Below are 24,362 nucleotides of genomic sequence, written 5' to 3' on the forward strand. Positions count from 1 at the left end.
ACAGGTAACAGGCAATAGTGTAGAAATTTTTATATTCCCTATTCCCTATTCCTCTTTTGTTAGACCATCGACAGAGAGTAGACTTGACCATCAATTAACAGTCGGGTGATGCCTTTAGCTTGTAAATGAGTACGAGCCTTATGCAGCATTCTACTATCAGGAACTTTAATAACGCGATCGCGTTTAGTTGAAAAACGCTTCGCCACCCGGTGGTTATCAAATATCGGCAGAGTTCTTTGCTGGGTTTCAATGGTGGGTATTTGCCCCAAATCACCAAAATCCTTGAGTGGGCGGGTAATTAGCTCTGCGGCGCGGTCAATTACCAAATAACAAGTTTTCGGCAAATGGGCTGCCGACAAAGGTAAAACTTGAACTGCTGCTTCACCTAACCTACGTCTTGTAACTAAAGGTCTTGCCTCCTCTAAATAATCATCATCTTCTTCATAATCATCATCTTCTAAATCTTCATCATCTAAGTCATCCTCTAAATCATCTAAATCCTCGGATTCATCCAATAATTCTTCGTCTAGCATTCCTGCGAAGACGGTAACTTTTGGATGTTCCTCGTTCAATATTGGACTAGGAACGCTGACAATTTCCGGCGGTTGTTCTTTGGGAATGTCTAATTTTTTAATTACTCGTGGCTTTGGTTTTTCTGTCGACGAGGAACGCCGCCGCACCCGTCTAATAGCGGAATTTGATTCTTCCGTATCTTCTTCTGGTTCCGGTTCTGCCTCGATAATTGTCTCCTGGGACTTAAGCTTGGGCAACTCTAAAGGCTTGCTCTCGCTCGGAGGAGGTTCTATATCAGGCTCTTTATTAATCAACAAAGGCAACTGCTCGTAGTTTACCTGCGCTCTACCTTCAGGAGTCCTAGCCGCTCGTTTCAAAGAAACTAAGTATTCGTACTCATCCTCTGGTAAGGTACTTTTGAGCAGACGACTAATTGTTGAGTTACTCACGTCATAGCGCTCTGCTAAAGTCGAGGTCGTTTCAGCAGTCTCTCGATATAACTTAAGAATTTCTTGTTTATCTGAATCTGTTAGTTTTCTCACGGTAGACACCAAATCTAAGCTCGTTTACGTCCACGCTCCCGGCGAGTTCGACTCAATGATGCGTCATGTTCGAGGACTGCGCCCATGCCAAATAGCACTCCACTAAATACCCAAAACACTTCTAATATGTCTCCACTTTGGTAACTAGGCCCTTGAGCAAATTTAAACCACATATCTGCAATGTAGAGCGAAAACGCGGCCGCCGCAATCATTCGCCAAGATTGAGCAACTCGCCCTCCCCAAAAAGCTAAAAGCAATATAGTAGCAATAATCAGTAGCACTACATCGCTAACTACATAAAACCAATTCAAAATCGCAGCTAGTAGTTCTGTTGGCGTTGTTTGTTGCATCGAAATCCACCATGCCACCAAACTGCCAAACACTCCTATTGCTGATACAATCAGCCATTGCCATTTTTCTAAATTAATCCGTCTCGAAGCTACAGCTAAAATCATGCCTACGCCAAGGGAAATATAAGCCAGTACAAAAAATACATCACCAATCGAAACATCTGGTTCTTCATTTAACACTATTTCTGTATAGCCAAAAAATATCCCTCCTAGGAAATAAGAAAGCATACCAATGGCAATTGCCAACCAAACATTTCGGCTACTGACGATTTGGGGGCTACGCCAATTCCTTAAGCATAAAATACCAGCACCCAAGTAAGCTAACGCTTCAAAAATATTTGTGCCAATTACATACCATTCAGCACGACTTTCTACACCGTTGGCTTCTGGGATTTTAGCACTAAATAACAAAAAATATAATAGCGCCATCACACCCCAGCCAATACTGGCTAGGATAATGTTCTGATTTGTGAAGATAGATTTAGAATGCAGAGAATTGTGGTAAGAGCTACTCATAATAATTGACTATGTATATGCACGCTAGAAGTCTGAAATATGTTCGCCCCTGGGGTTCCCGCAGGGTAGTCTGAAATGTGAAGGATTGAGTGAGATAAAGGGTTTCAGACTTCATCCTACCCTTCGGGAAGCCACCCAAAGGGTGTCTATATAATTCATCCTTGTTCATGCTATTGCCACAGTTTACTCAGTGAAGATTGATTTAGCCAAGACATAAATAGCGATCGCTCGCCTTCTGACATATCCTGTAACCTATCTGTCACTTTATTGGCAAAATTGGCATTACCAAAATAAATTTTCCCTAGCTTGTAAAGTTCTTGCAAGAAAGTAGTCACATGATTTTCTTGCCAAGCCGGAAGTTTAGTTCCTTCTAGAGGATCTATTTTCACTAAGTTTTTAACTGACTCAGGGGAAGATATTTCGGGAAACTTCTGCTGTCGCAAAACTTCCCCAATATCTTTTTCAAATAATGTTGCTTGCCGAGAGCCTAAAAACTCTTCAACATCCAGATGAACAGCTTGCAGAAGCAAAATACTCCCTTGGATAAGGATTATTGTCTTACCATGACCACCAGTATCACTATCTAGCTGCTCTAAGCGAATTTTTCCCCAGACGCTAAAACGCTCTGGTTCTTCTAGCAACACACAAGCTTTGCCGCGATTATCGGTCAAATCTCTCCACAAGGCGCGGGCTTCTTCTTCTTGATTAGCTTTAAATAAACTAATCAGCCGAAAGGTTTGCCCCTGATAATGGAGGATCGGCACTTGCTGATCCCTTTTTGGGTGCTGAATGCTTGATATTTCAACATCCTGCCGTTTGAGAATAAACATGGCACTAGCAAATAACTCCTCACAGGGGCTTTGTGGATATGCGATCTATAATCCCATTTGATAACATCGCCAAGAGTGCGATTACTTAGCATGTGATTGGGGTAGGCTGTGCGATCGCTCTTGAGCCACCCTAGTGTAAGCTATCCAAAGAATATCTACACCAACAGGCAAATAACCACGCCTTGACCACCCAATATAGCTAATCAATGGCAGATTTGCTTTATTCGACTAGCATCTTAGCCTTGCCCATAGCAAATCTGCAATTTTTGATTGCTTCTTGATAACGATAACGATATAATTATACAGGTGACTCCTGTCAGAGCCACAATATTGACTTGGGCGCGTAGCTCAGTGGATAGAGCAATTGCCTTCTAAGCAATCGGTCGCAGGTTCGAACCCTGCCGCGCTCGTTGTAAATAAACAAAAAATATTAACTACAGTCAAGTTAAGTCTAGAAGTTAGCTCGTTTAAGGTGATTTATAAAATTTCTTTTTTTGTACCCTGGGCATACTTTCCCCAATTTGAGACACTAAGCTAGAGTAAGATTGCTGAATTTAATTTAGATTAAAGTACGGTTAATTTACAATTCAAATATATCTTTATAAAAATAAATAATATATAAATAAAACTTAGTAAGTAACATTAATAACCTTAATCTCATGGCTTATTAATATCAATTTAGGACAAAATAGAGGTTATTGCGGCAAAAAATCTACGATAAACATTATTGTCTCAAGAATTACTTTCTTTTAAATTGGATTGCTAGTCCTGTTAGACTCTAGCAACTAATTAACATATCCTAGATAAAAATATTTTTTTAATAAAAAATAATCAGTTATTATTCCCTGTTCTATTATAGAATAAGAGCAAATAAAATCTGTAGCAACAACCGCCTGAATATCATAGGCTCGCAAACGCTACCAACCTAGTCATTTCTGCTGATTTTTACAGTAGTTTAGGGTTGGCAGCACAAGTCAAGCTTAGGTGAAAAACTAGTCAAAAATAAGGCAAGTGTAATTCATCACTACCGTTTAGCCGTATACCTCAACAGAGTTGAGGAGAGATTGCTGCATCTTTCTGGTCATTTTCTCAATATTAATGACCTAATTCCTTGTGCTTGATTCAAGCTTTTGAATTTTAAGCCATTTTATCTGCATTCCACTATTTGGATGCTTATTTCAAAGTTTACAAATTTCAATTTGTAGGCTTCTGGCGCACATTTACCTAGAAACTAAATATTATGAATGACTTTCAGTTTATCCTAATTGTCTGTAGTTTAGCAGTAGCCTATCTATCGAGTATCTACTTGTGGTTAGCATTTTATCAACACACAAATGAATAAAAAGATGACGACAACAGGCAATTTAGTGTTGAGCAAGGTCTAATTAATTTTAGGCCTTGTGCCACTACAATAGTAAACTAGTTGATAGTTGTAGGCGCATATTTTAGGCTTAATCAGCGCCAAATCTTGGTGTGAGTTGAGTTATTGGTAACTTAATTAATTGAAACATGCTTGTTTTTTTGCCAGAAATTCTGACAGATAAAGAGATACAAATTGGCTTATTAGGTCTGGTGTTTGGAGCTTTTATATTTTTTATTAGTCGGTTAATAGTTTCATTAATAAAATTAGTATTAGAGCCTAGAAATTTTATTCAAATTGATGATGTATATCAAAAGCTAGTTAAACCAAACAAAAGCTTATTAATTGTTGTGGTTATAATTACCATTGGTGAGCTTATTTCCGTGGCGCTTCCAAAGAATTATTGGACAAACTCATTAGAAATTCTTATTAGTTTAAGTTTAGCGATCGCAGGTGGTTTTTTAGCAGCACAACTATTTAAAAATTTCTTTAATTTTTATTTATTAAATGCTGCATTTCAAAGTAAGCAAAAAATTAGTAGTGAGTTACTAATTCTTTTCAGATGGATAGCTAATCTCATCATTATTTTGTTAGCAATTCTGATTTATGCTCAAACTCATCAAATTAATATATTAGGATTATTAACAAGTTTAGGAATTGGTGGTTTAGCAGTAGCCTTTGCCGCTCAAAAAACATTAGAACAAATTTTAGGTGGTATTGTTCTCTATCTTGATCGTCCATTTGTGATTGATGATTATATCGGACTACCTGACGGTACTTTTGGCAGAGTTGAATCTATAGGATTGAGATCCACACGTATTAGAACTTCTGGTAAAGGTACTGTGATGATAGTTCCGAATAGCGCTTTGACTCAATTGAATATTGAGAATTTCACTGGTGCAAAGAAAGTCATGTCTATACTTTATTTGACATTCTATCGAGCTATTATCAGTGAAGAACGCGCCTTAATTCGTCAGGTAATTCTTGATAGTACTAATGACATTTTTGGTATTGATTCACGAAATACAGAAGTAACTTTTAAGAGTCTTAATCATGCGATAGAGTCAGAAAAAACTCAAGCGCAAGTAGCTTTCTTTATTTTGGGTTCTGGCGATGTTTCAATGGAATTGCGCCGTCAGCTTTTAGATTTAGCAACTCAAACTATGACTCAGTGTTTAAAAGAATATGGTATCGCTTTTGATATAGAAGAACCAACAATTTATGTTGACTCGCCGATTACAATTTAAAGATGATGATCAATATTTCACAATTTATTCTGAACTTTTTTCAGCGTGAAAGTACAATATTAGCCTTATCAAGATTTGGTGTATTTCTCTGTTTTATCTTTCTATCTTTATTAGCTGGAAGATATACCCCAACATTTGTGAGAATTATTACGCAAAAATTTGCACCGCAACAAGTAGCCAGTATTTATAATAATCTCATAGATCCTTTAAGAAACTTATTTAGAATTGCTGGTAGTTTAATTTTAATTTCTTTATCTTTAGTATGGATTCAAGATTACCAATCCATCTATATTTTTTTATCTCCCATTGTAGATTTAGCTGTAATTATTAGTCTTGCTTGGTTATCTTCTCGCCTATTTCAACAGTTTATTCGTGCTTATGGTATTGAACTAGTAAGAAAATTTGGTCGTGAAGTAGACGAATTACTGTTAGTATTTGAAACTTTAGCAAATGTCATTATTGGATTTATTGCTGTTTTAGCTTTTGCTCAAAGTCAACAATTTAATTTAGTTGGTTTATTAACTGGGTTAGGAATTGGGGGTTTAGCTGTGGCTTTTGCAGCCCAAAAAACCTTAGAACAGTTACTCGGAACTATTGTGTTGTATTTGGATAGACCCTTTGTTCCTGGGGAATATATTCGTTTACAGAAATCTGGACAAATTCCCGAAGGTTTGTTTGGCAGAATAGAGTCAATTGGTATCAGATCAACCAAAATTCGTACTGCGGCTAAGAGTACCTTATTTATTATCCCTAATTCAATATTGGCAAACTTAGAAATTGAGAATATTACTCGTGGTAAAAAAGTGATGGTTTTACTTTACCTCGATTTTTTAGACATTTTGCAAGAACGAGAACAAGCTTTAGTGCAGCAGGTAATTGTTGAGAGTACTAATTCCCTATTTGGAATTGACCCAGGTAGTACTAGTATTACTTTTTTAAATCATAAAGATGAGGAGAAGTCCAGTCGTACAAGAGTAACATTCTTTATTTTAGGTTCTAGTGAAAATTCTCTACAATTGCGTAAACGTCTATTGGAGTTGGCAAACGAAAAAATCTCTAGAAAGTTGATGAATCATGGTATTGAATTCAAGCTACAAGATCCAACGATTTATGTAGAATCGCCTGTAACTATTTAATTAGGGTTAAAATTATAGAGAAACACAGACGATTTATCTGTATTTCTCTGTGGTTTTATGTCTTCTCAAACCTATTGTAATTTGCGCTCCTCATTTAACCGTACATAATAAATATGCGGTGGTATTCTGCATTAATTAATGCAACTCAGAAGCCTCAATTAAGACACCATTAATAGTATTTTCCCAAGCGGGGACAGCTGCTTCTGGTGTACCTACAACCATTGTGGTTTCTTGGCATAAGTCGAAATCATAGGACTCATTGCGCCATTGCAAGCGAAACTTGAGGCGTGTCCAGCTAGGCGGTAGATTGGGACAAGCCACAGGGCCAAATTGTGTCATCCGCACACCACCAAATCCATAGACTACAGACTGCCAAACTCCTCCAGCACTGGCGGCGTGAATGCCTTCTGCTGCATTGCGTCGCACATCTTCTAAATCTACTAACGCCGCGCGTAAAAAGTGAGTGTAGGCTTCACTTGGTTGATTCAAGTCACAGGCTAAAATGGCGTGAATTGCTGGGCCTAGGGAAGAACCATAGGTGTGGTCGGTGCGTTGATTGTAATATTCCCAGTTACTAGCCAAGGTATTATGGTCATAGCGCTGACGCAGCAAATACAGCAGCATTAACACATCCGGCTGCTTGAGAATCTGTTTTTGGCTAGTGGCTTCAATTCCTAACAGACCTTGTAGAGATTTGGTACGAGGTTCATAGTCAGCAAGATTAACATCTTCTAGCTGAAAAAAGCCTTCAAATTGCTCAATTAAACCTGTTGCTGTATTTTGATTAACAAATATGCGTTCTTGAATTTCTGCCCAGTGGTGCAGACGTTCTGTAGTTAAGTTTAGTTGTTGCACTAATTGGGCAGATTTTTCGGGATAGGCTTGCTTGAACCAGTCCCATAGCGCCAAAGCAGACTGTAAATGCCACTGTACCATGAGGTTAGTAAAGGCATTATTATCAACGCGATCGTGATTTTCATCAGGGCCGATGACATCTAAAATATCGTAGCTGTGGCGTTCTTCGTTCCACTGCACTCGACTTTCCCAGAAAACTGCTGTATCGAGAATAATTTCTGCGCCGTAGTCACGCATCCATTCATCATCGTCGGTGGTTTGCCAATAGTGCAGAACTGCATAGGCGACATCAGCAGTAATATGTACTTCAATATCACCGCACCAAATACGAATCAACTCGCCGTTAGCACCAGGAACCCAACGAGGAGTAACTTCATCCCCAGTTGTGGCGCTTTCCCACGCGAACATTGCACCTTGGTAGCCAGCTTCTTGGGCTTTACGTCTTGCGCCTGGTAAGGTGTGGTAGCGGTAGGTGAGTAGGTTACGGGCTACGGCTGGTTGAGTGAATGTGAGGAAAGGTAGGATAAAAATTTCCGTATCCCAGAAGATGTGACCACGATAGGCAAAACCGGAGAGAGTTTTGGGTGGAATGCTTATTCGGTTATCGTTGTGGGGTGCGACAGCCAGGAGTTGAAAAAGATTATAGCGGACAGTTAACTGAGCTTGGCGATCGCCTTCAATAATAATGTCACTATCTTCCCAAATTTGCTCCCAGGCTGCAATGTGTGCTGCTAGTAGGGTAGTATATCTCGGTTCATCGGCTAGTCTGTATAAAGCTGAGGCGATCGGTAGGTTACACTCTCTGGAAGTAAATACCGTGACTATCTTTTCTACAGTCACCGTTTGTTGTGGGAAACATTCTAGAGTGGTTGTTAAAACTGGTGAATCAGAACCATTTTCTACAAAAATAGGTGCATTATCATCACCATCTACAACCAACTTAGCAGCCATCCCCAAGCCAATGCCTGAGTGCAGAGTTTTGCTTTGCTGCCAAATAATTTGATCTAAGCCACCTTGGTGTAAAATTTGCCAATGGGGAACGCCTTCGGTTGTGGGTTCCGCATCAAATCCTGCTTCGACTGTAATTTCACCTTCAAAATCTATAGATGTGATTTGACAACGAATTGCTAAAACATGTTGATCTGCTAAACCTGCAAAACGCTCAAAATGTAAATCTAGGGTATGGCCTTTAGGACTGCGCCAACGCACATCACGACTAAGTAAACCCAAACGCAAATCTAGCCGACGTTCATATTTGAGAATCTCTCCAGAGTCCATACTAAAGCGATCGCCTGCCACTGTCACCACCAAAGGCAACCAGTTAGGGCAGTTTACCAGTTCTGTATAAGCAATGTTTACATCATCATAAACACCATTAATGAGCGTTGCTGCGTTATCTTGCGGATATCCTTCCTCAAAGCTTCCTCGCGTTCCTAAATAGCCATTACTGGTGGTAAAAACTGTTTCTTTGTGGTGTAGCTGTTTTGGATGAAACTTTGTTTCAATAACATTCCAGTCGTTAGCGTCAAGCAGTTGCTGAGTGTATATTGAGTTGCCAAGAGATTTGTCGTCAAGCATGAGTAATTAAACCTACAATTCCGGTGGTAGTTGTCAATAGGATGAAATCCATTTCTAGAAGTTAAAATTACTTGGCTACTTACCTTCAATACCGATGCTTGAATTTAGTTTCACCAGCAAATCTTGACGTTCTTTTATAAAAACGTTTTTTATTTCATCCCTCTCTAGCTAGATTTTATTAATAGCTCAGATTTCTACTAAAAGATTAAGAGACTATGCCAATTGATACATTTATTTATTTAAATTGTAAAAGAAAATTGTTTTGCAAAACTAATTTAATTAATAAGTATTCGTAAGTAATTAATTGCCTATTATCACATCCATAACAGTCTTGAATCATTTGTGAACAACAAGATTTTTCATTTTTCAAAGAAGTCAACAATCTGAGTATCTCGATTTTTATAAATTAAATAGGAGTGCAATATGAGTTTTTATCTGAAATCAAGGAAACGTTGAGTCAAACTTCAATGCTACGCACTGTATTATAGGTTAGTAAGCTCAAACGATTTGCTTCAAAGTAAATTTACTGATGTTTAGGGTATTGAATCATTATTAATATATATTTAATATACCAGGGATTTAAAATGGCAAATCTGCCTATTCAGTGTGCAAATTTAAAAGAGCAAGTTGAATTAATATTACAACTTTTACAGCAAGAACCTGCTTTACGTTCCCAAGATATCACATCTGTGCAAACTTCTTTAGGTAAGGCAATATCCCCGAAATTTGAAATTGTATTTGCAGGTGCATTTAGTGCAGGTAAATCTATGCTAATTAATGCACTCCTGGAGAGAGAATTACTTTACAGTGCAGAGGGACATGCTACAGGTACAGAATGCAAAATTGAGTATGCAGAGATGGATAAAGAAAAAGTTGTTTTAACATTTTTAAGTGAAGTAGAAATTCGTGAACAAGCGAGTTATTTATGTCAACAACTAGGATTTAAAACTGACGCAAATATAAATCAAGTTGAAGTCAGTAATTTGCTACATCAAGGCTGTGAGGCGATTATTCAGCAGGAAGGTGGCGAAAGTAAATCTGAACGTGCAAAACAAGCTAAAGCCTTAATTTTATTACTAGCAGGATATGAAGCAAACCGCGAACAGATTCATACAGTCAATAATGCCACATATTCAATGGAGAAATTTAACTTTTCCAATCTTAAGGAAGCTGCTGGATATGCACGCAGAGGAAGTAATAGTGCAGTTTTAAAACGGATTGAATATTATTGTAATCATCCACTTTTGGAAGATGGCAACGTCATTATTGATACCCCAGGAATTGATGCACCAGTAGAGAAGGATGCACAATTAACTTACACCAAAATTCAACATTCTGATACATCAGCAGTCGTGTGTGTATTGAAACCTGCGTCTGCTGGTGATATGACAAAAGAAGAAACTACACTTTTGGAAACTATGCGGGGAAATGGGGGAATACGCGATCGCGTTTTTTATGTCTTCAACCGCATTGACGAAACTTGGTATAATACCCAACTAAGGCAGCGATTAGATGATTTAATTAGCAGCCAGTTTCGTGATAGCAGCAGAGTTTACAAAACCAGTGGTTTACTGGGATTTTACGGCAGTCAAATTAAACAGACTAGCATAAGTGATAGATTTGGTTTAGATTCTATTTTTGCTGAAAGTGTTAAAGGTTTAAATGGTCAAGAAGAAACACCACAGTTTGTTTACGCATTCAATAATTACTGTGTAACTTCTGGTAAGCTTTCCCATACTAATTTTCGGATTTCGCTCAATGGTTTTGAAACTCCAAATCAGAACTATCTGCGGATTTTAAATGAACAAGGAACGCCTTTAATTAATCAGCTAATTCTTGATAGTGGGATTGAGGAGTTTCGTACAGCAATTACTCGTTATCTTACTCAAGAAAAGCGTCCTATGCTTTTTCAAAATCTAGCTGATGACTTAGAAGATAGTTGTATTAAACTGCAAAAATATTATCAATCGACTTATCGAGATTTAGACAGTCAACCACGAGAAATTGAAGCAATGAAGTCGCAGGAATTACAGCGACTCAATCAGCAATTACAGCAAATTGGTAAAGATTTCAACCAACATATTACAGAAGAAATTAACCAAGTAATTAATCAGGCTGGTGATGCTTTTGAAACAGATTTTCGGCAATTGCAATCACGCATGATTCGGCGTTTAGATGAATTGCTAGATACTTTTTCTGTAGCTGATGCTTATCGACGTGCTACTCTCAGTCATCTGCGTAATGCAACTGCACCGTTAATTGCCATTTTAGTAGAGGCATTTTACTATTTATCTAATCAATTGGAAGATATTTTAGTAAATTCCTCTGAAGAAGTGGTTGCGAATTTATTCCAGCGGTTAATGGAGAAAATTCGGAAAACAGAATATTATCGTCAGTTATATCGCTTGTTGGGTAATGATGGCGGGATTGAACAAGAGTTAAAAGTTGTAGAAAAACAGGTATCATTAGCTTTAGTAAGTGCAGCACGGGTAGAATGCGATCGCTTCGTCCGAGAAAGTCCGAGATTTTATGATGAAGGCACTTTTTCTATCTATCAATTTCGTCAAACTTTACAGCAAACTTCGCAAAGTTATGACTGTGAAAGTATGATAGAAGCTGAACCAGCAATCAGGCAGTTATTAAAGTTAGATTTTGAACCTAAAGTTTCCCATACAATTCGCAAATCTTTCCGTCAAACTATCAACCAAATTCTCTTAACTCAGTTGCAGCCAATGGCGGAACAACAAGCTGATGACATTTTACAGCAGTATCCGCAAGCTCGTGTTTATTTAGAGCAGACTTTAGAAAAAGAGGCTGAAGAGAAGATTTTAAATAATCGATGCTTGCTGAGTGCTGTGGAACAAAAGATTGAGGACTATAACGCAGCAGTATCTGGAATTAATAGTTGTTTACACGCAATGCAATTATATGATTATTTTTTACCAGTGATTAATTTTGGTGAATTAGATGTTGTTGATAAGATTGCTGCTAGTAATGGGGTGATTATTTCTGATGGTTTGTTGGATGGTGTAGCACAAATTTAGACCTAAATCAGGAAGTAAACGACAAGATACCCGACTTTTTTGAGAGGTCGGGTATCTGAATCCTGGGGAAGTGTAAGAAAACTTGAGAAATTAATATGGAAGATAACTTTAATATAGAAAATTGCAATCCCGATGATGCTTTATCAGTCAAAGATAAGGTGTTTAAAATTATTCAAATACAGGAAGGTATTAAAAAAGTATTTTGTGGTGACTTATCTTCTGTAATTTACAACTCATTAAATTTCTGTGGAATACAAATCGAGCCGGGTGGATATTTAGTAGGTAGTAAATATTACAAACAGTACCAAAGATGGTTTACTGAAGGCATAGACTGTGAAATACTGAAGCTTGGTGCAAAAGCTTGGCTACCAGGAAAATTAAGAATCAAAATAACTCTAGAATTCATTCCTGATCAACCAGAAATCGCAGAACTAGAATCGCCTCTTGATGATTTGCGCCGCCTAATTCAAGAGGAAAGTTAATGAATAAAACCCCACGTATTCGCATTCCAGCAGAAGTTAAGCAATATGTATTTCAACGCGATAAATACCAATGTCAAAGCTGTGGTAAAACAGCTTTAGAAGCTGACCTTACTATCGATCATATCATCCCCTTGGCACTGGGCGGTCAAAACGATATCAGCAATTTGCATACTCTTTGCTTGACGTGTAACCAAGAAAAATCAGACAAAACAGATCAACGTTTTTGGCGACATTTTCAAAGTTAGGCTAACCTAGGATAGGCTGTTAGTCTTTAATATCTATGTCTCGAAACGTCAACAGCAATTCTCGCAGATTTGCCAAAATTGGAACCACGGTATTTTATTTCTTCGCGGCGATCGCCATTTTAGCCGCAGCCTTCCCTAAATTATATGAAATTAAAACGAAAGCCGGAATTGATATATCAAGCAGGTATCATGCTGGTACATTTTTAGAGAAACACACTCGTGGAATTTTTAGGTGTGAGTGGCTTTATCCATATCACTGCGATCGCCCGAAAGGAAAAAGTTAACAGCTAAACTATAGCAGTCCTCAAGCATTCGTGAGCAATAAAATCCCCGACTTCTTTAAGAAATCGGGGATTTGAAAAAATACAATTTACTGACAAATGTAAAATTAATCTTGTTGCTAAACAGCGCCACTTTTTCTGTTAAACAAAATAGCTACAGTTTTAAAAATTAATTTTAAATCGTACAACAAACTCCAATTTTTTTGATATTGCAAATCTAAACGAATGACATCTTCAAAACTGCGGACTGTAGACCGACCGTTAACTTGCCATTCGCCAGTCATTCCAGGCTTAACATCTAAACGTTGCCACTCTGGTACTTCATAACGTTCAACTTCATCAGGTGTAGGTGGTCTAGTTCCTACTAAACTCATATCACCTTTTAAAACGTTCCAAAATTGTGGCAATTCATCTAAACTTGTGCGGCGTAAAAATCGCCCTACCTTGGTAATTCTGGGGTCGTTTGCGTTCTTGAAAAATGCACCATGTACTTGATTTTTAACTAAAGCTTTTTTGGCTTCCGCATCTACACACATAGAGCGAAATTTCCAAATTTTAAACCGCTTCCCCATCCAGCCGCAGCGAGTTTGACTAAAGAAAATGGAGCCAGGATCGTCAATTTTGATAGCAACCACAATCGGAATAAACAAAACTCCTGTAATCATCAAACCCACTAGTGAGCCAACTATATCTATAAAACGTTTCATCCAAGAAGCTACAGAGGGATGAGTGGTGGGTAGCTGCTCTAGTTTACGAGAACCACTTTTTGGCGCTTCTATGACGTTTTCCGCTTCTATAAGTGTTTGATCGCCACTAGATTCCATCGGAAAAATTTGATCTAATCCTGTGAGGTTTAGCACCGCCATTACTTGAGGGCTAACATCCCGTAGAATTAGAGTAATTCCTTTTTCCTGGGCAGTTTTGTAATTACTGACCAGAGCGCCTAAACCACTACTATCCATAAAAATAGTTTGCTGAAAATCAATAATGATTTTCTTGGGATGTGGGTTTGCTTGGGTTAAGTCTTGGCAGGTTTGCTTAAAGCTAACTGCTTCCAGTACGCTTAAGCGAGAAGATACCTGCACTATCGCCGTTTCATTTAGGGAAGTAACTAAGAGATTTACCTCTGTGGGTTGGCTAGTCATGAAGCTCTGCACTTTCGTTGCCATGTAAATTTAATCTGCCAAACATTATTGTGTCCTAGAAAATTACTTAACCTCATATTGACTCGGTAGAAACAAAGACTGATTGTTAGTTATCTAAGGTGAGAACCGAGATTGCCAACGACGATTCACAATAGAACAAGAACTAAAAAACGTACTTGCTTTTATATCGCCGCAGCGCGATCGCATTGCCACTATCCCATGACTGCTAACATCACAGTTGAACCTACCGCACGCCTGATTGAGGTCTTTTCTGCTATTCAAGGGGAAGGATTGAATGTCGGGACACGTCAAATTTTTATTCGCTTTGCTTTGTGTGACTTGCGCTGTCACTTTTGCGATAGCTCCCACACATGGAATGCACCCAATACCTGTCAGATAGAACGATCACCTGGATTCCGAGATTTTGAAATTCACTCTAATCCCGTCCCCTTAACAACATTACTCGAATGGATTGAGCGCCAAAATCTACCGTCTCTACACGATAGCATTAGCTTAACTGGAGGCGAACCACTTTTACATGCGCCTTTTTTGCATGAATTTTTGCCTCAAGTGCGATCGCTCACCAATCTACCCATATACTTAGAGACTGGCGGACATCGCCCAGAACAATTGGTTATGATTCTGCCTTACCTGGACTCTGTTGGTATGGATTTGAAACTTCCCAGCGTCAGCGGCGAAGACTATTGGCAAGATCATGCAAAATTTCTCCAATTATGCCACAGCCACCCATCGTTAGATACTTTTGTCAAGATAATTATTTCGCAAAGTACAAATCCAGCAGAGTTAAAACAAGCTGCTTTGTTGATAGCAGATATCAGTCCAGATATCCCTGTATTTCTGCAACCAGTTACACCTTTGGCTACCTCTGAAAAGTTCACCGCAACATCAATACTTGCCCCAAATCCTGATCAAGTGTTGATATGGCAAGCTTTAATGAAAAAGTTTGTATCTTATGTCCGTGTTATACCTCAGACTCATAAGATGCTAAATCAACTATAAAAGTTTGATGAAGTCGTGTTCAAGTAAAAACCGCACTCTATTAAGCAAATATGTGGCATTATTTACCTTAATCATTGATTAACTCTTTTTTAATCTGGAAGTCCAAAGCTGAGAAAACTGTGCCTTTTTGGGAAATGTACATGATTTCTGTAAAGCATTGGATTTCTGGATTTAGCTTTTCGCTAGTAACTGCCGTAGTTAGTATTACAGGATCTACAAGTACTGTTGGTGCTGTTTCTCTGGTGAATGGCATCACTATACCTGCTGATAGTACAGATTTATCTTCATCTAGTACTAATAGTGCTAACACCAATCGCTTAGGGTTTTTCTCTGACTTGTACTACGATCGCAACAACAACGTGTATTACAGTTTGGCCGATCGCGGACCTGGTGGCGGTGTTATCGACTACAACACACGGGTACAGAAATTTTCCTTAGATGTCGACCAAAATACTGGTGCAATTAGCAATTTTCAGTTATTAGACACCATTCTCTTCACCCAAAATGGTCAAAATTTTAACGGATTGAACCCCAGAATACTTAATGGGAATGCCAGTGTTCTCGGTCGCAGCTTTGATCCAGAAGGATTTGCGATCGCACCTAATGGTAATTTCTATATTTCCGATGAATATGGCCCTTCTGTGTATGAATTCAGCCCAACAGGTTCCTTCCTTCGGGCATTTGCCACTCCCAGCAATCTCATTCCGAGACAAAGTGATGGCACAATTAACTACGTTGATGGTCTTCCAACCATTTCCACTGGCCGTCAAGATAATCGTGGCTATGAAGGCGTAACCCTCAGCCCAGATGGCAGTAGACTATTTGCTATGCTGCAAGACCCCTTAGTTAATGAAGGTTCTCCCGACGGACGGCGCAGTGGCAATCTAAGAATAGTAGAATTCGATACAAACACTGGTGATAGTACTGCTCAATACATCTATCAGCTAGAGAGTTTGGCAGATATTAATGCTCGTGTCCCAGATAATCTTTTTGGAGCTAACGCCCAAGGGCGCAATATTGGTATTAGCGCCATCACAGCCTTGAATAATAATGAATTTTTAGTCTTAGAGCGAGATAATCGTGGTTTTGGTGTAGAAGATCCCACTGGTGCAATCCCAGTTGGGACTAAACGCATCTACAAAATCGACCTGACCGGTGCAACCGATGTGACTGATATTAGCTTGACAGGTACAAATACCTTACCTGCTGATGTTACGCCTGTAAGCAAGACGCTGTTTGCTGATATTGCCGAATTTCTGAGAAACGCCGGACAACCCATTCCAGAAAAACTTGAAGGCTTGGCAATTGGGCCACAACTTGTTGATGGTTCCTACGCCTTAATTGTGGGTACAGATAATGACTTCAGTGTGACTCAGAACAACAGTAATGTGCAGTTTGATGTTTGTACAGATGGGACTAACTTCTCGCAAGTCCCCATTGACAGTGGTTGTCCAACAGGACAGTCACTTGTTCCTACATTCGTTTACGCTTTTAGAGCCAGTCAACAGGAATTAGCAGGATTCGTACCACCAGCCAGAGTCCCAGAACCAACAACAACTGCTGGACTAGTCTTACTAGCTTCTAGTGCTTTGTTTTTGAAGCGGCAGTTTAAATCTATTCAAGGGTAAGTAAATTCTTTTTCGTGTGGGTATTGCCTACCCACACGACTGTCTGATTTCTACAGTCTGTCCTCATCTGTAGAACGAGATTTAGCTTTTGCCTTATTGGCACTACGTTTGAGGGCAGAGAGTCGTGCTTCATAACGAGACCGTTGGCGTTTGCTGGGAGTAGTATCAATTAGTGTTTTTAAAGCACTACCAAGACTCTTATAAGCATTGGGGAGGCTGTAACCAAAGCGAGTTGCTAATGCGATCGCTTTTTCGTCAGCATTTAGCAATTCTCTCACTTGCTTCTCACCATTATTCTTTTGATATAGTCGCCAGCCAGAAACACCACACAGCGCTAAAGCTAACACCAGCAATAAGCCATCTTGTACCCACAACTCGCCTACAGCACCGCCTAACCCAATAGCTAATGCTGCCATTTCCCAACCATCTTTGGGAATTGTGTCATTTTGTATGCGGGCAACTTCATGCCAGAAAAGCAGATTACGCTGATCCATTGCGAGAGCATCCCATTTCACCAAGTCAACTTGGATTTCTACCTGATCTTTACCAATTTCTTCGCTACGGATCAGGGGTGGATTGACCTCAGTTGTACCTTCAACTGTGACCCAGCTTTGCAATTCTGGTGGTAGTAAGCCTTTTAATCGCCGGAGTTCACTCATTTCTGCTTTGGCAGAGGAGGTTGCATAGGATGTCATAAAATCCAGCCCTAAAAAATTTCAGTATATAGTGAGGGTATCACTTTGGAGTATAGCTATTTAAGTGGTGATTCGCCTCACTCACTAGGAAAAATTCCCCGCTTTTTTCTAGCTTCCATAGCCCTTTCTAGAAGCTCTAGTAAACCGGGTGCTTCCTCCTGAATACTGAGTAACATTCTTTCTCCAATCTCTATATTCCCTGGATCTTCGCCTGTTGCCATAACTTCTTGCAACCGAGGGATAGCTATGCCATCGACAATTTGAATTAACCCACTCAAACAACGATGAAATTGCTTTTCTGTGAGAATCGAGTCTTCCAGCGGAAATTCAATAATGGCACGGATTTCACCATCGGATGGGTCATATTCCCATTGCAGCATTTTGGTTTCCCAAGAAATGGCTAACATCGTCTGTAGAATAGCCCCTTTGTGAGGATGGTCTTGCACTCCTGCCAAAACTTGAGGCGCAAAAATTCGGAAAAATTTTCCCTCCTCATCCAATTGGACAACTATGAGAAAATCTTCCAGGTTATCAGCTTCCACCCCTGTGATAATTCGGTCTTCTTCATCATCAAAGCGGTAGTCCCAACCTAGTTTGTCTAAGTAATTGGCAATCTGTTCGAGATTTGCTCCCATAAAAGCCTCATAAGAAATGGTGGAGCGGCTGTCACCAAAACTAGTGTAACCTGCTAAGGGCATGTGTTTAGGTTGGTGTGGCTACTTCTGCTTATTGAGAAGTATGCAATTAATTTCTGCACACTTGCTGAATTTATTTGCTGATTTATCTAAATTCTATGAAATAAGAAAATTATGTTTTAGGAAGTAAGCATGAGGACAAAATATCTATAAACATTTGTATCTCAAGAATCAATATTTAAGTAATAGTTAAAAACTTCAATAGTCTATTTTTAAAAATAGCACTCTTAAATTATTAATTAAAAATAAGATCCCCAACTTTTAAAAGAGTTCGGGGATCTGAGACTCTCGATTTAAAAAAACTGCAAAAAGCTTTATATTACAAACATCGACTTTTTTAACAAAAATATTATAGTCGTCTACACATGTTTTAGCGTTTAATATTCATGAAGTTTATGCGAAAATCAGCTTTAATCCTAGCGATCGCACCTCTAATCTTTACCATCGCCGCTTGTAGTGGAGAATCAGATCAAACAACCAGTAACCAAGGTAGCGATCGCACAGATACGGTTAAAAGTCGTGGTCAGCTAATTTGTGGTGTTAGTGGCGAAATTCCAGGGTTTAGCTTTGTGGGTACTGACGGCAAATACAGTGGTATAGATGTAGATGTTTGCCGTGCAGTAGCAGCTGCAATGTTTGATGACCCAAATGCCGTAGAATTTCGCAATCTCAACGCCAAGGAACGGTTTACCGCTGTACAAACTGGGGAAGTAGATATTCTCAGCCGCAATACCACTTGGACATTGAGCCGTGATACCTCCGTTGGTTTAGAATTTGCCCCAGTAGTTTTTTATGATGGCCAAGGGATTATGGTTCGCAAAAATAGTGGTATTAAATCCTTGGCAGACTTAAAAGATAAAGCAATTTGTGTACAAACTGGTACAACCACCGAACAAAACTTAGCCGACCAAATGCGAAAACGTGGGATAAACTATAAACCCGTTGTTTTTGAAGACGTTAATATTACTTTCGCAACCTACGCTGAAGGACGTTGTGACGGCGTTACAGCAGACCGTTCCGCCTTGGTTTCCCGCCGAACAACTTTACCCAAAGCAGAAGATAACATGATTTTGGATGAAGCTATTTCCTCAGAACCCTTAGCACCAGCAGTCGCCAAAGGAAACACAACTTGGAACAATGTTGTTACGTGGGTAGTTTATTCCCTAGTCAAAGCCGAAGAGTTGGGTATTAATTCCCAGAATGTGGATCAACTTGCCAATAGTAATGATCCAGAAATCAAGCGGTTTTTAGGCAAAGAAGGAAACTTGGGAGAAGGACTGGGTTTAACTAACGACTTCGCCGCTAAAGTTATCAAACACGTTGGTAATTACGCTGAGGTCTACGATCGCAACCTTGGTTCCAAAACAAAATTCAATCTCGTTCGTGGCCAAAATCAACTCTGGTCAAAAGGCGGACTACTCTATTCTCCGCCATTTCGATGAAGTCTGGCAAAATGCTGAGTGAAAATAACAAATAACAAATGACCAATTTCAAACCACCTATATGGCGTGACAATCGCTTTTGGCAATTTGTTGGACAGTTCATCGCTGTACTTTTGGCGGTTGCTGTAGTTGCAATACTATGGAGTAACCTTAACCGGAATTTGCGACAATTAGGCATTCAATTCGGATTTGATTTTCTCAAACAACAAGCATCTTTTGATATTGGCGAAACAGCTATTAATTACAGACCTACTGACACCTACACTCTTGCTTTATGGGTAGGGTTGATCAACTCATTGCGAGTAGCAATTACAGGAATTGTTCTGACCACTATTGTCGGTATTAGTGCAGGAATTGCCCGTTTATCTGACAATTGGTTAGTCAAAAATATCGCTTTAATTTATGTCGAAATTTTTCGCAATACACCCTTGCTTTTGCAATTACTGTTTTGGTATTTTGCTGTTTTTTTAGGGTTTCCCAAAACAGCAGCTAAAATTTCTCTGTGGGGAATTGTTGGTATTAGTCAAAATGGCATAGAACTACCTTGGTTTACTTTATCCCCAGAATTTTCGGCTTTGCTTTTGGGATTAACTTTTTACACAGGTGCGTTTATTGCAGAAATTGTCCGAGGCGGGATTCAATCAGTCGCCAAAGGACAATGGGAAGCAGCGCGATCGCTTGGCTTAAAACCAGGGTTAGTTATGCGACTAGTGGTTTTTCCCCAAGCCTTGCGGGTAATCATCCCGCCACTAACCAGCCAGTATCTCAATTTGACAAAAAATTCCAGTCTTGCGATCGCTATCGGCTATCCCGACATGTATTTTGTCGCTTCTACTACCTTCAATCAAACAGGGAAAGCAGTAGAAGTAATGTTACTAATTATGCTTACATACCTCACTCTTAGCTTAACTATCTCCATCGTCATGAATTTACTTAATCGCACCGTACAGATTAAAGAAAGATAGCTTAATAAATGAAGTAAATAAGATGACAAACAATCAAAAATTGCTATGGCTGCGGAAAAATCTATTTAGTACTTGGTACAACAGCTTGTTAACTGTTGTCTGCATAATATTGTTATTTTGGGTAGTACCGGGAGTAATAAGTTGGGTAACTACTCAATCACAATGGGCAGTAATTCAAGTTAATTTACGTTTATTTTTAGTTGGGAGATTTCCTCAAACTCTATATTGGAGAGCGTGGATTGTCTTGGCGATCACCTCTATTTCATTAGCTATCACTGGAGGCACTTTTTTTAACAAACAACAGTTACCCAGGCTTGGAGTTGCTGCTATTTATGCTTTTATTTATAGTCTATTATTAATTCTTCTACCTTTCGATTTAATATCCCGCATTTGGTTAGGATTAGTTGCTATTTTATTATTAGCAGGTTTTTGGATCGGCAAAAAATTCTCTTACTTAATAACTCCTTGGCTTGCCCCAATCTGGTTATTATCTTTTCCTGTAATTCTGTGGCTAATTGGCGGAGGATTTGGCTTGCAACCTGTACCCACAAATTTGTGGAATGGTTTACTCCTCACTTTGCTCATGGCTGTAGTCAGTATTGTGCTTTCTTTTCCAATAGGGGTTTTACTAGCTTTAGGACGCACCAGTAATCTACCTCTAATACGTTGGTTCTGTATCTTGTATATCGAAATTGTTAGGGGAGTACCACTGATTGGAGTTTTGTTTCTCGCTCAGGTAATGCTTCCCTTATTCTTGCCAACAGATTGGCGTTTAGATAGAGTATTCCGAGGAATTGCTGGATTAATTTTATTTAGTGCCGCTTACATGGCAGAAAATGTCCGTGGTGGACTCCAAGCAATCCCTCGTGGACAAATTGAAGCAGCAAAAGCATTGGGATTAAAAACACCTTTGGTAATTCTTTTAATTGTACTTCCTCAAGCTTTACGCGCTGTAATTCCCGCCATTGTAGGACAATTAATCGGATTATTTAAAGATACTTCACTCTTATCTTTAGTAGGCTTAGTAGAACTCACAGGTATTGCCCGCTCTATCTTGGCACAGCCGCAGTTTCTCGGTCGTTATGCAGAAGTTTACTTATTTATTGGACTAATTTATTGGATATTTTGTTATTCAATGTCGCTGGCTTCTCGACGTTTAGAAAAACAGTTAATTAATTAATCAATAGTTATAATTATTTTCTCATTTGTTTCCTATTTCTCTTAATTCAGAGGTTAAAATCCGTGACCAAAGAACAAACCCCAATAATTATTGCTGAAAATGTTCATAAATGGTATGGAAAATTTCATGTTCTCCAGGGTGTGAGCTTAACAGTCAATCGTGGAGAAGTAGTAGTGTTGATGGGACCTTCTGGCTCAGGTAAATCAACCTTTATCCGCACATTCAATGCTTTAGAAGAATATGAAAAGGGAAAAATTATTATTGATGGTATTACCCTGAGCAACGATTTACGAAATATTGAAGCAATTAGGCGAGAAGTCGGAATGGTTTTTCAGCAGTTTAATTTGTTTACTCATCTCACTGTGCTGCAAAATATTACCTTGGCACCAATTTGGGTACATCGCTGGTCTAAGGCTAAAGCCGAAGAATTAGCCATGCAACTGTTAGAAAGAGTAGGAATATTAGAACAGGCGCAGAAATATCCAGGACAGTTGTCTGGTGGACAGCAACAACGAGTGGCGATCGCTCGTGCATTAGCCATGCAACCTAAAATTATGCTATTTGATGAACCAACCTCCGCTTTAGATCCTGAAATGGTCAGGGAAGTATTAGATGTCATGCGCGGTCTGGCCCGTGATGGAATGACAATGGTTGTTGTTACCCACGAAGTGGGATTTGCCCGTGAAGTTGCTGACCGAGTGATCTTAATGGATAGTGGTTCTCTCGTAGAGTCAGCCACCCCTGAAATCTTTTTTACCAAACCACAAGAAGACAGAACGCGCAAATTTTTATCTCAAATTCTCTAAATCAAGTTTCCAAAAATACTCAGCGCTCCTACCCTGTGGGTTCCGCTTTGGCTGTATGCGCTCAACTCAGCGCTCCTCTGCGTTTCCATTCCTTTCATGACTCCCTTTTTGCCTCATAGATTGAGTTGAGCAGCTAATTCATGTCATTGATTTTTTCGTATTGCAGTTATCTGCTAATAGCAAAAACAGTTGGGTTTATACTTAGCTTTAGTTTTTTATTACACACTTACATATTATTTTAAATAGTAAAAACTCTATCAAGTATTACTTAAGCAAAGACAAAAAATTTTACACAATCTTCAACGAACAACCACTGACATCAAAAGAAACTAAAGAGACAATTGGATGTAGGCGCAACAAATTGCAACAAACAGTTGCGTTATCCAAACAGCCAGGGACTCTGACTAATTTCTTATGCGGATATTAATTTACTCCTACAACTACTATCCAGAACCAATTGGTATTGCCCCTTTGATGACGGAATTAGCAGAAGGACTGGCCAAGCGTGGGCATGAAGTGCGGGTAGTTACCGCTATGCCAAATTATCCTGAACGCCAAATTTATGAGGGTTATCGGGGCAAATTTTATTTTAATGAGTATAAAAATGGTGTTCAGATCCAACGCAGTTATGTGTGGATTCGTCCACAACCGAATCTGTTAGATCGGATCATGCTAGATGCTAGTTTCGTTGTTACAAGTTTTTTCCCTGCTTTGGTTGGCTGGCGACCCGATGTCATTCTTTCAACTTCACCATCACTACCCGTATGCGTACCAGCCGCTTTGTTGGGATGGTTACGCGCTTGCCCTGTAGTACTCAATCTTCAAGACATACTACCAGAAGCAGCTATTCACGTTGGATTACTAAAAAATAAATTTCTCATCAAGGTATTTACAGCATTAGAAAAATTTGCTTACCATTCAGCCTCAAAAATTAGCGTTATCGCTGATGGATTTGTAGAAAATTTGCTGTCTAAGGGTGTAGATGCAGACAAAATAGAGCAAATTCCTAACTGGGTTGATGTAAATTTCATTCGCCCCTTACCTAAAGAAAACAACCCTTTCCGGGCAGCCCATAATCTTAATGGCAAGTTTGTAGTACAGTATTCTGGAAATATTGCTCTCACTCAAGGCTTAGAAACTGTCATTCAAGCTGCTGCTGTCCTACGTGATGTTCCAGAAATGGCTTTTGTGATTGTTGGTGAAGCGAAAGGTTTAAAGCGATTGCAGCAGTACTGTTTAGAGTGCGGTGCAGATAATGTGTTGTTACTGCCTTTTCAACCCCGCGAACATTTGCCGCAAATGTTGGCAGCTGCTGATGTTGGTTTAGTCGTGCAGAAGAAGAATGTTGTATCCTTCAATATGCCGTCAAAAATCCAAGTTCTGTTGGCCAGTGGTCGGGCATTAGTTGCTTCTGTACCCGAAAATGGTACAGCTGCACGAGCTGTAAGACAAAGTGGTGGCGGAGTTATTGTTCCTCCAGAAGATGCCCAAGCTTTGGCAGCAGCTATTTTAGAACTTTATAAACACCCTGAAAAGGTTAAAACGCTAGGCTACAATAGCCGTCAATATGCCGTAGAGCAATACGCTTTCGAGCAAGCCTTAAATCACTACGAGACTTTGTTTGAATCAGTCACAGCCAATAGTCAGATAATTGAGAACAAAATAGTTTCAAAACAAGAAGTGTAGTTTGAGAAAGTAGCTAAAGCTACAGTTAAAGACGGAAATTACTTAAATAATGCCAATGGCAAAACTACGGTCTAGAAAATATCAGTAGCTGTAATGTTCTTGAGTGAGGGCTTATATAAAT

The 24,362-nt window shown here is 39.2% G+C and carries 21 protein-coding genes and 1 tRNA gene; 14 read left to right on the forward strand and 8 right to left on the reverse strand.

Annotated features, from left to right (window positions below; translation table 11 throughout):
* Positions 1-59 precede the first annotated feature (59 nt).
* The 4 genes from IQ259_RS00730 to IQ259_RS27480 all read right to left on the reverse strand — a co-directional run bounded on the left by IQ259_RS00730 (position 60) and on the right by IQ259_RS27480 (position 2,958).
* The gene (locus IQ259_RS00730; protein ID WP_193879352.1) at positions 60-1,055 is read right to left on the reverse strand and encodes a transposase; all 996 of its coding nucleotides are present in this window, start codon (positions 1,053-1,055) and stop codon (positions 60-62) included.
* A gap of 14 nt (positions 1,056-1,069) precedes the next feature.
* Positions 1,070-1,921, reverse strand: coding sequence for a hypothetical protein (locus IQ259_RS00735; protein WP_193879355.1), 852 nt, complete (start codon positions 1,919-1,921; stop codon positions 1,070-1,072).
* 170 nt (positions 1,922-2,091) lie between these two features.
* Positions 2,092-2,751 (reverse strand): Npun_F0813 family protein, encoded by a 660-nt coding sequence (locus IQ259_RS00740; protein WP_193879358.1) that lies wholly within the window; start codon positions 2,749-2,751, stop codon positions 2,092-2,094.
* 81 nt (positions 2,752-2,832) lie between these two features.
* A complete protein-coding gene (locus tag IQ259_RS27480) occupies positions 2,833-2,958 on the reverse strand; it encodes a hypothetical protein (RefSeq protein WP_255525216.1) in 126 nt (41 codons plus the stop codon).
* Positions 2,959-3,088: 130 nt separating this feature from the next.
* Between IQ259_RS27480 and IQ259_RS00745 the strand changes: the two genes are divergently transcribed.
* The 3 genes from IQ259_RS00745 (at position 3,089) to IQ259_RS00755 (ending at position 6,494) form a co-directional block, all read left to right on the forward strand.
* Positions 3,089-3,161 (forward strand) — tRNA-Arg (locus tag IQ259_RS00745).
* A 1,099-nt stretch (positions 3,162-4,260) separates the two neighbouring features.
* Entirely contained in the window at positions 4,261-5,358 is a 1,098-nt protein-coding gene (locus IQ259_RS00750) for a mechanosensitive ion channel family protein (protein WP_193879361.1), read from the forward strand.
* 5 nt (positions 5,359-5,363) lie between these two features.
* Positions 5,364-6,494 carry a mechanosensitive ion channel family protein gene (locus IQ259_RS00755; RefSeq protein WP_193879556.1) on the forward strand — a complete coding sequence of 377 codons (1,131 nt, stop codon included), beginning with the start codon at positions 5,364-5,366 and terminating at the stop codon, positions 6,492-6,494.
* A gap of 135 nt (positions 6,495-6,629) precedes the next feature.
* Here IQ259_RS00755 and IQ259_RS00760 read toward each other — a convergent pair whose 3' ends face one another.
* A complete protein-coding gene (locus IQ259_RS00760) occupies positions 6,630-8,927 on the reverse strand; it encodes a glycoside hydrolase family 65 protein (protein WP_193879364.1) in 2,298 nt (765 codons plus the stop codon).
* A 584-nt stretch (positions 8,928-9,511) separates the two neighbouring features.
* On the opposite strand from IQ259_RS00760, the gene IQ259_RS00765 reads away from it, so the two are divergent.
* The 4 genes from IQ259_RS00765 (at position 9,512) to IQ259_RS00780 (ending at position 12,982) form a co-directional block, all read left to right on the forward strand.
* Complete coding sequence (locus tag IQ259_RS00765) at positions 9,512-11,971, forward strand: dynamin-like GTPase family protein (RefSeq protein ID WP_193879367.1); 2,460 nt, start codon at positions 9,512-9,514, stop codon at positions 11,969-11,971.
* Between the two features lie 95 nt (positions 11,972-12,066).
* A complete protein-coding gene (locus IQ259_RS00770) occupies positions 12,067-12,453 on the forward strand; it encodes a KGK domain-containing protein (RefSeq protein WP_193879370.1) in 387 nt (128 codons plus the stop codon).
* Positions 12,453-12,698, forward strand: a complete 246-nt coding sequence (locus tag IQ259_RS00775) for an HNH endonuclease (protein WP_193879373.1) — start codon at positions 12,453-12,455, stop codon at positions 12,696-12,698. The genes IQ259_RS00770 and IQ259_RS00775 overlap by 1 nt, the downstream gene beginning before the upstream one ends.
* 35 nt (positions 12,699-12,733) lie before the next feature.
* Positions 12,734-12,982 carry a hypothetical protein gene (locus IQ259_RS00780; protein WP_193879376.1) on the forward strand — a complete coding sequence of 83 codons (249 nt, stop codon included), beginning with the start codon at positions 12,734-12,736 and terminating at the stop codon, positions 12,980-12,982.
* Positions 12,983-13,098: 116 nt separating this feature from the next.
* Here IQ259_RS00780 and IQ259_RS00785 read toward each other — a convergent pair whose 3' ends face one another.
* Complete coding sequence (locus IQ259_RS00785; protein WP_193879379.1) at positions 13,099-14,148, reverse strand: anti-sigma factor antagonist; 1,050 nt, start codon at positions 14,146-14,148, stop codon at positions 13,099-13,101.
* Positions 14,149-14,343: 195 nt separating this feature from the next.
* Here IQ259_RS00785 and IQ259_RS00790 point away from each other — a divergent pair, with 195 nt between their 5' ends.
* Together IQ259_RS00790 and IQ259_RS00795 are read left to right on the forward strand one after the other, a co-directional pair.
* Complete coding sequence (locus IQ259_RS00790; protein WP_193879561.1) at positions 14,344-15,144, forward strand: 7-carboxy-7-deazaguanine synthase QueE; 801 nt, start codon at positions 14,344-14,346, stop codon at positions 15,142-15,144.
* A gap of 140 nt (positions 15,145-15,284) precedes the next feature.
* Positions 15,285-16,772: an esterase-like activity of phytase family protein gene (locus IQ259_RS00795; RefSeq protein WP_193879382.1), complete on the forward strand. Its 1,488-nt coding sequence runs from the start codon at positions 15,285-15,287 to the stop codon at positions 16,770-16,772.
* A 50-nt stretch (positions 16,773-16,822) separates the two neighbouring features.
* On the opposite strand, the gene IQ259_RS00800 is transcribed toward IQ259_RS00795, so the two are convergent.
* Positions 16,823-17,467 (reverse strand): DUF3318 domain-containing protein, encoded by a 645-nt coding sequence (locus tag IQ259_RS00800; protein ID WP_193879385.1) that lies wholly within the window; start codon positions 17,465-17,467, stop codon positions 16,823-16,825.
* A gap of 77 nt (positions 17,468-17,544) precedes the next feature.
* The gene (locus IQ259_RS00805; protein ID WP_193879564.1) at positions 17,545-18,102 is read right to left on the reverse strand and encodes a hypothetical protein; all 558 of its coding nucleotides are present in this window, start codon (positions 18,100-18,102) and stop codon (positions 17,545-17,547) included.
* 455 nt (positions 18,103-18,557) lie between these two features.
* On the opposite strand from IQ259_RS00805, the gene IQ259_RS00810 reads away from it, so the two are divergent.
* The 5 genes from IQ259_RS00810 (at position 18,558) to IQ259_RS00830 (ending at position 24,241) form a co-directional block, all read left to right on the forward strand.
* On the forward strand, positions 18,558-19,604 hold the full coding sequence (locus tag IQ259_RS00810) for an amino acid ABC transporter substrate-binding protein (RefSeq protein ID WP_193879388.1): 1,047 nt from the start codon (positions 18,558-18,560) through the stop codon (positions 19,602-19,604).
* A 38-nt stretch (positions 19,605-19,642) separates the two neighbouring features.
* Positions 19,643-20,569 (forward strand): amino acid ABC transporter permease, encoded by a 927-nt coding sequence (locus tag IQ259_RS00815; protein ID WP_193879391.1) that lies wholly within the window; start codon positions 19,643-19,645, stop codon positions 20,567-20,569.
* Positions 20,570-20,591: 22 nt separating this feature from the next.
* The gene (locus tag IQ259_RS00820; RefSeq protein ID WP_193879394.1) at positions 20,592-21,749 is read left to right on the forward strand and encodes an amino acid ABC transporter permease; all 1,158 of its coding nucleotides are present in this window, start codon (positions 20,592-20,594) and stop codon (positions 21,747-21,749) included.
* Positions 21,750-21,811: 62 nt separating this feature from the next.
* Positions 21,812-22,555, forward strand: coding sequence for an amino acid ABC transporter ATP-binding protein (locus tag IQ259_RS00825; RefSeq protein ID WP_339383863.1), 744 nt, complete (start codon positions 21,812-21,814; stop codon positions 22,553-22,555).
* Positions 22,556-22,969: 414 nt separating this feature from the next.
* Positions 22,970-24,241: a WcaI family glycosyltransferase gene (locus tag IQ259_RS00830; RefSeq protein ID WP_193879398.1), complete on the forward strand. Its 1,272-nt coding sequence runs from the start codon at positions 22,970-22,972 to the stop codon at positions 24,239-24,241.
* Positions 24,242-24,362 lie beyond the last annotated feature (121 nt).

The sequence above is a fragment of the Fortiea sp. LEGE XX443 genome (assembly GCF_015206815.1).
Classification (GTDB): Bacteria; Cyanobacteriota; Cyanobacteriia; order Cyanobacteriales; family Nostocaceae; genus Nostoc_B.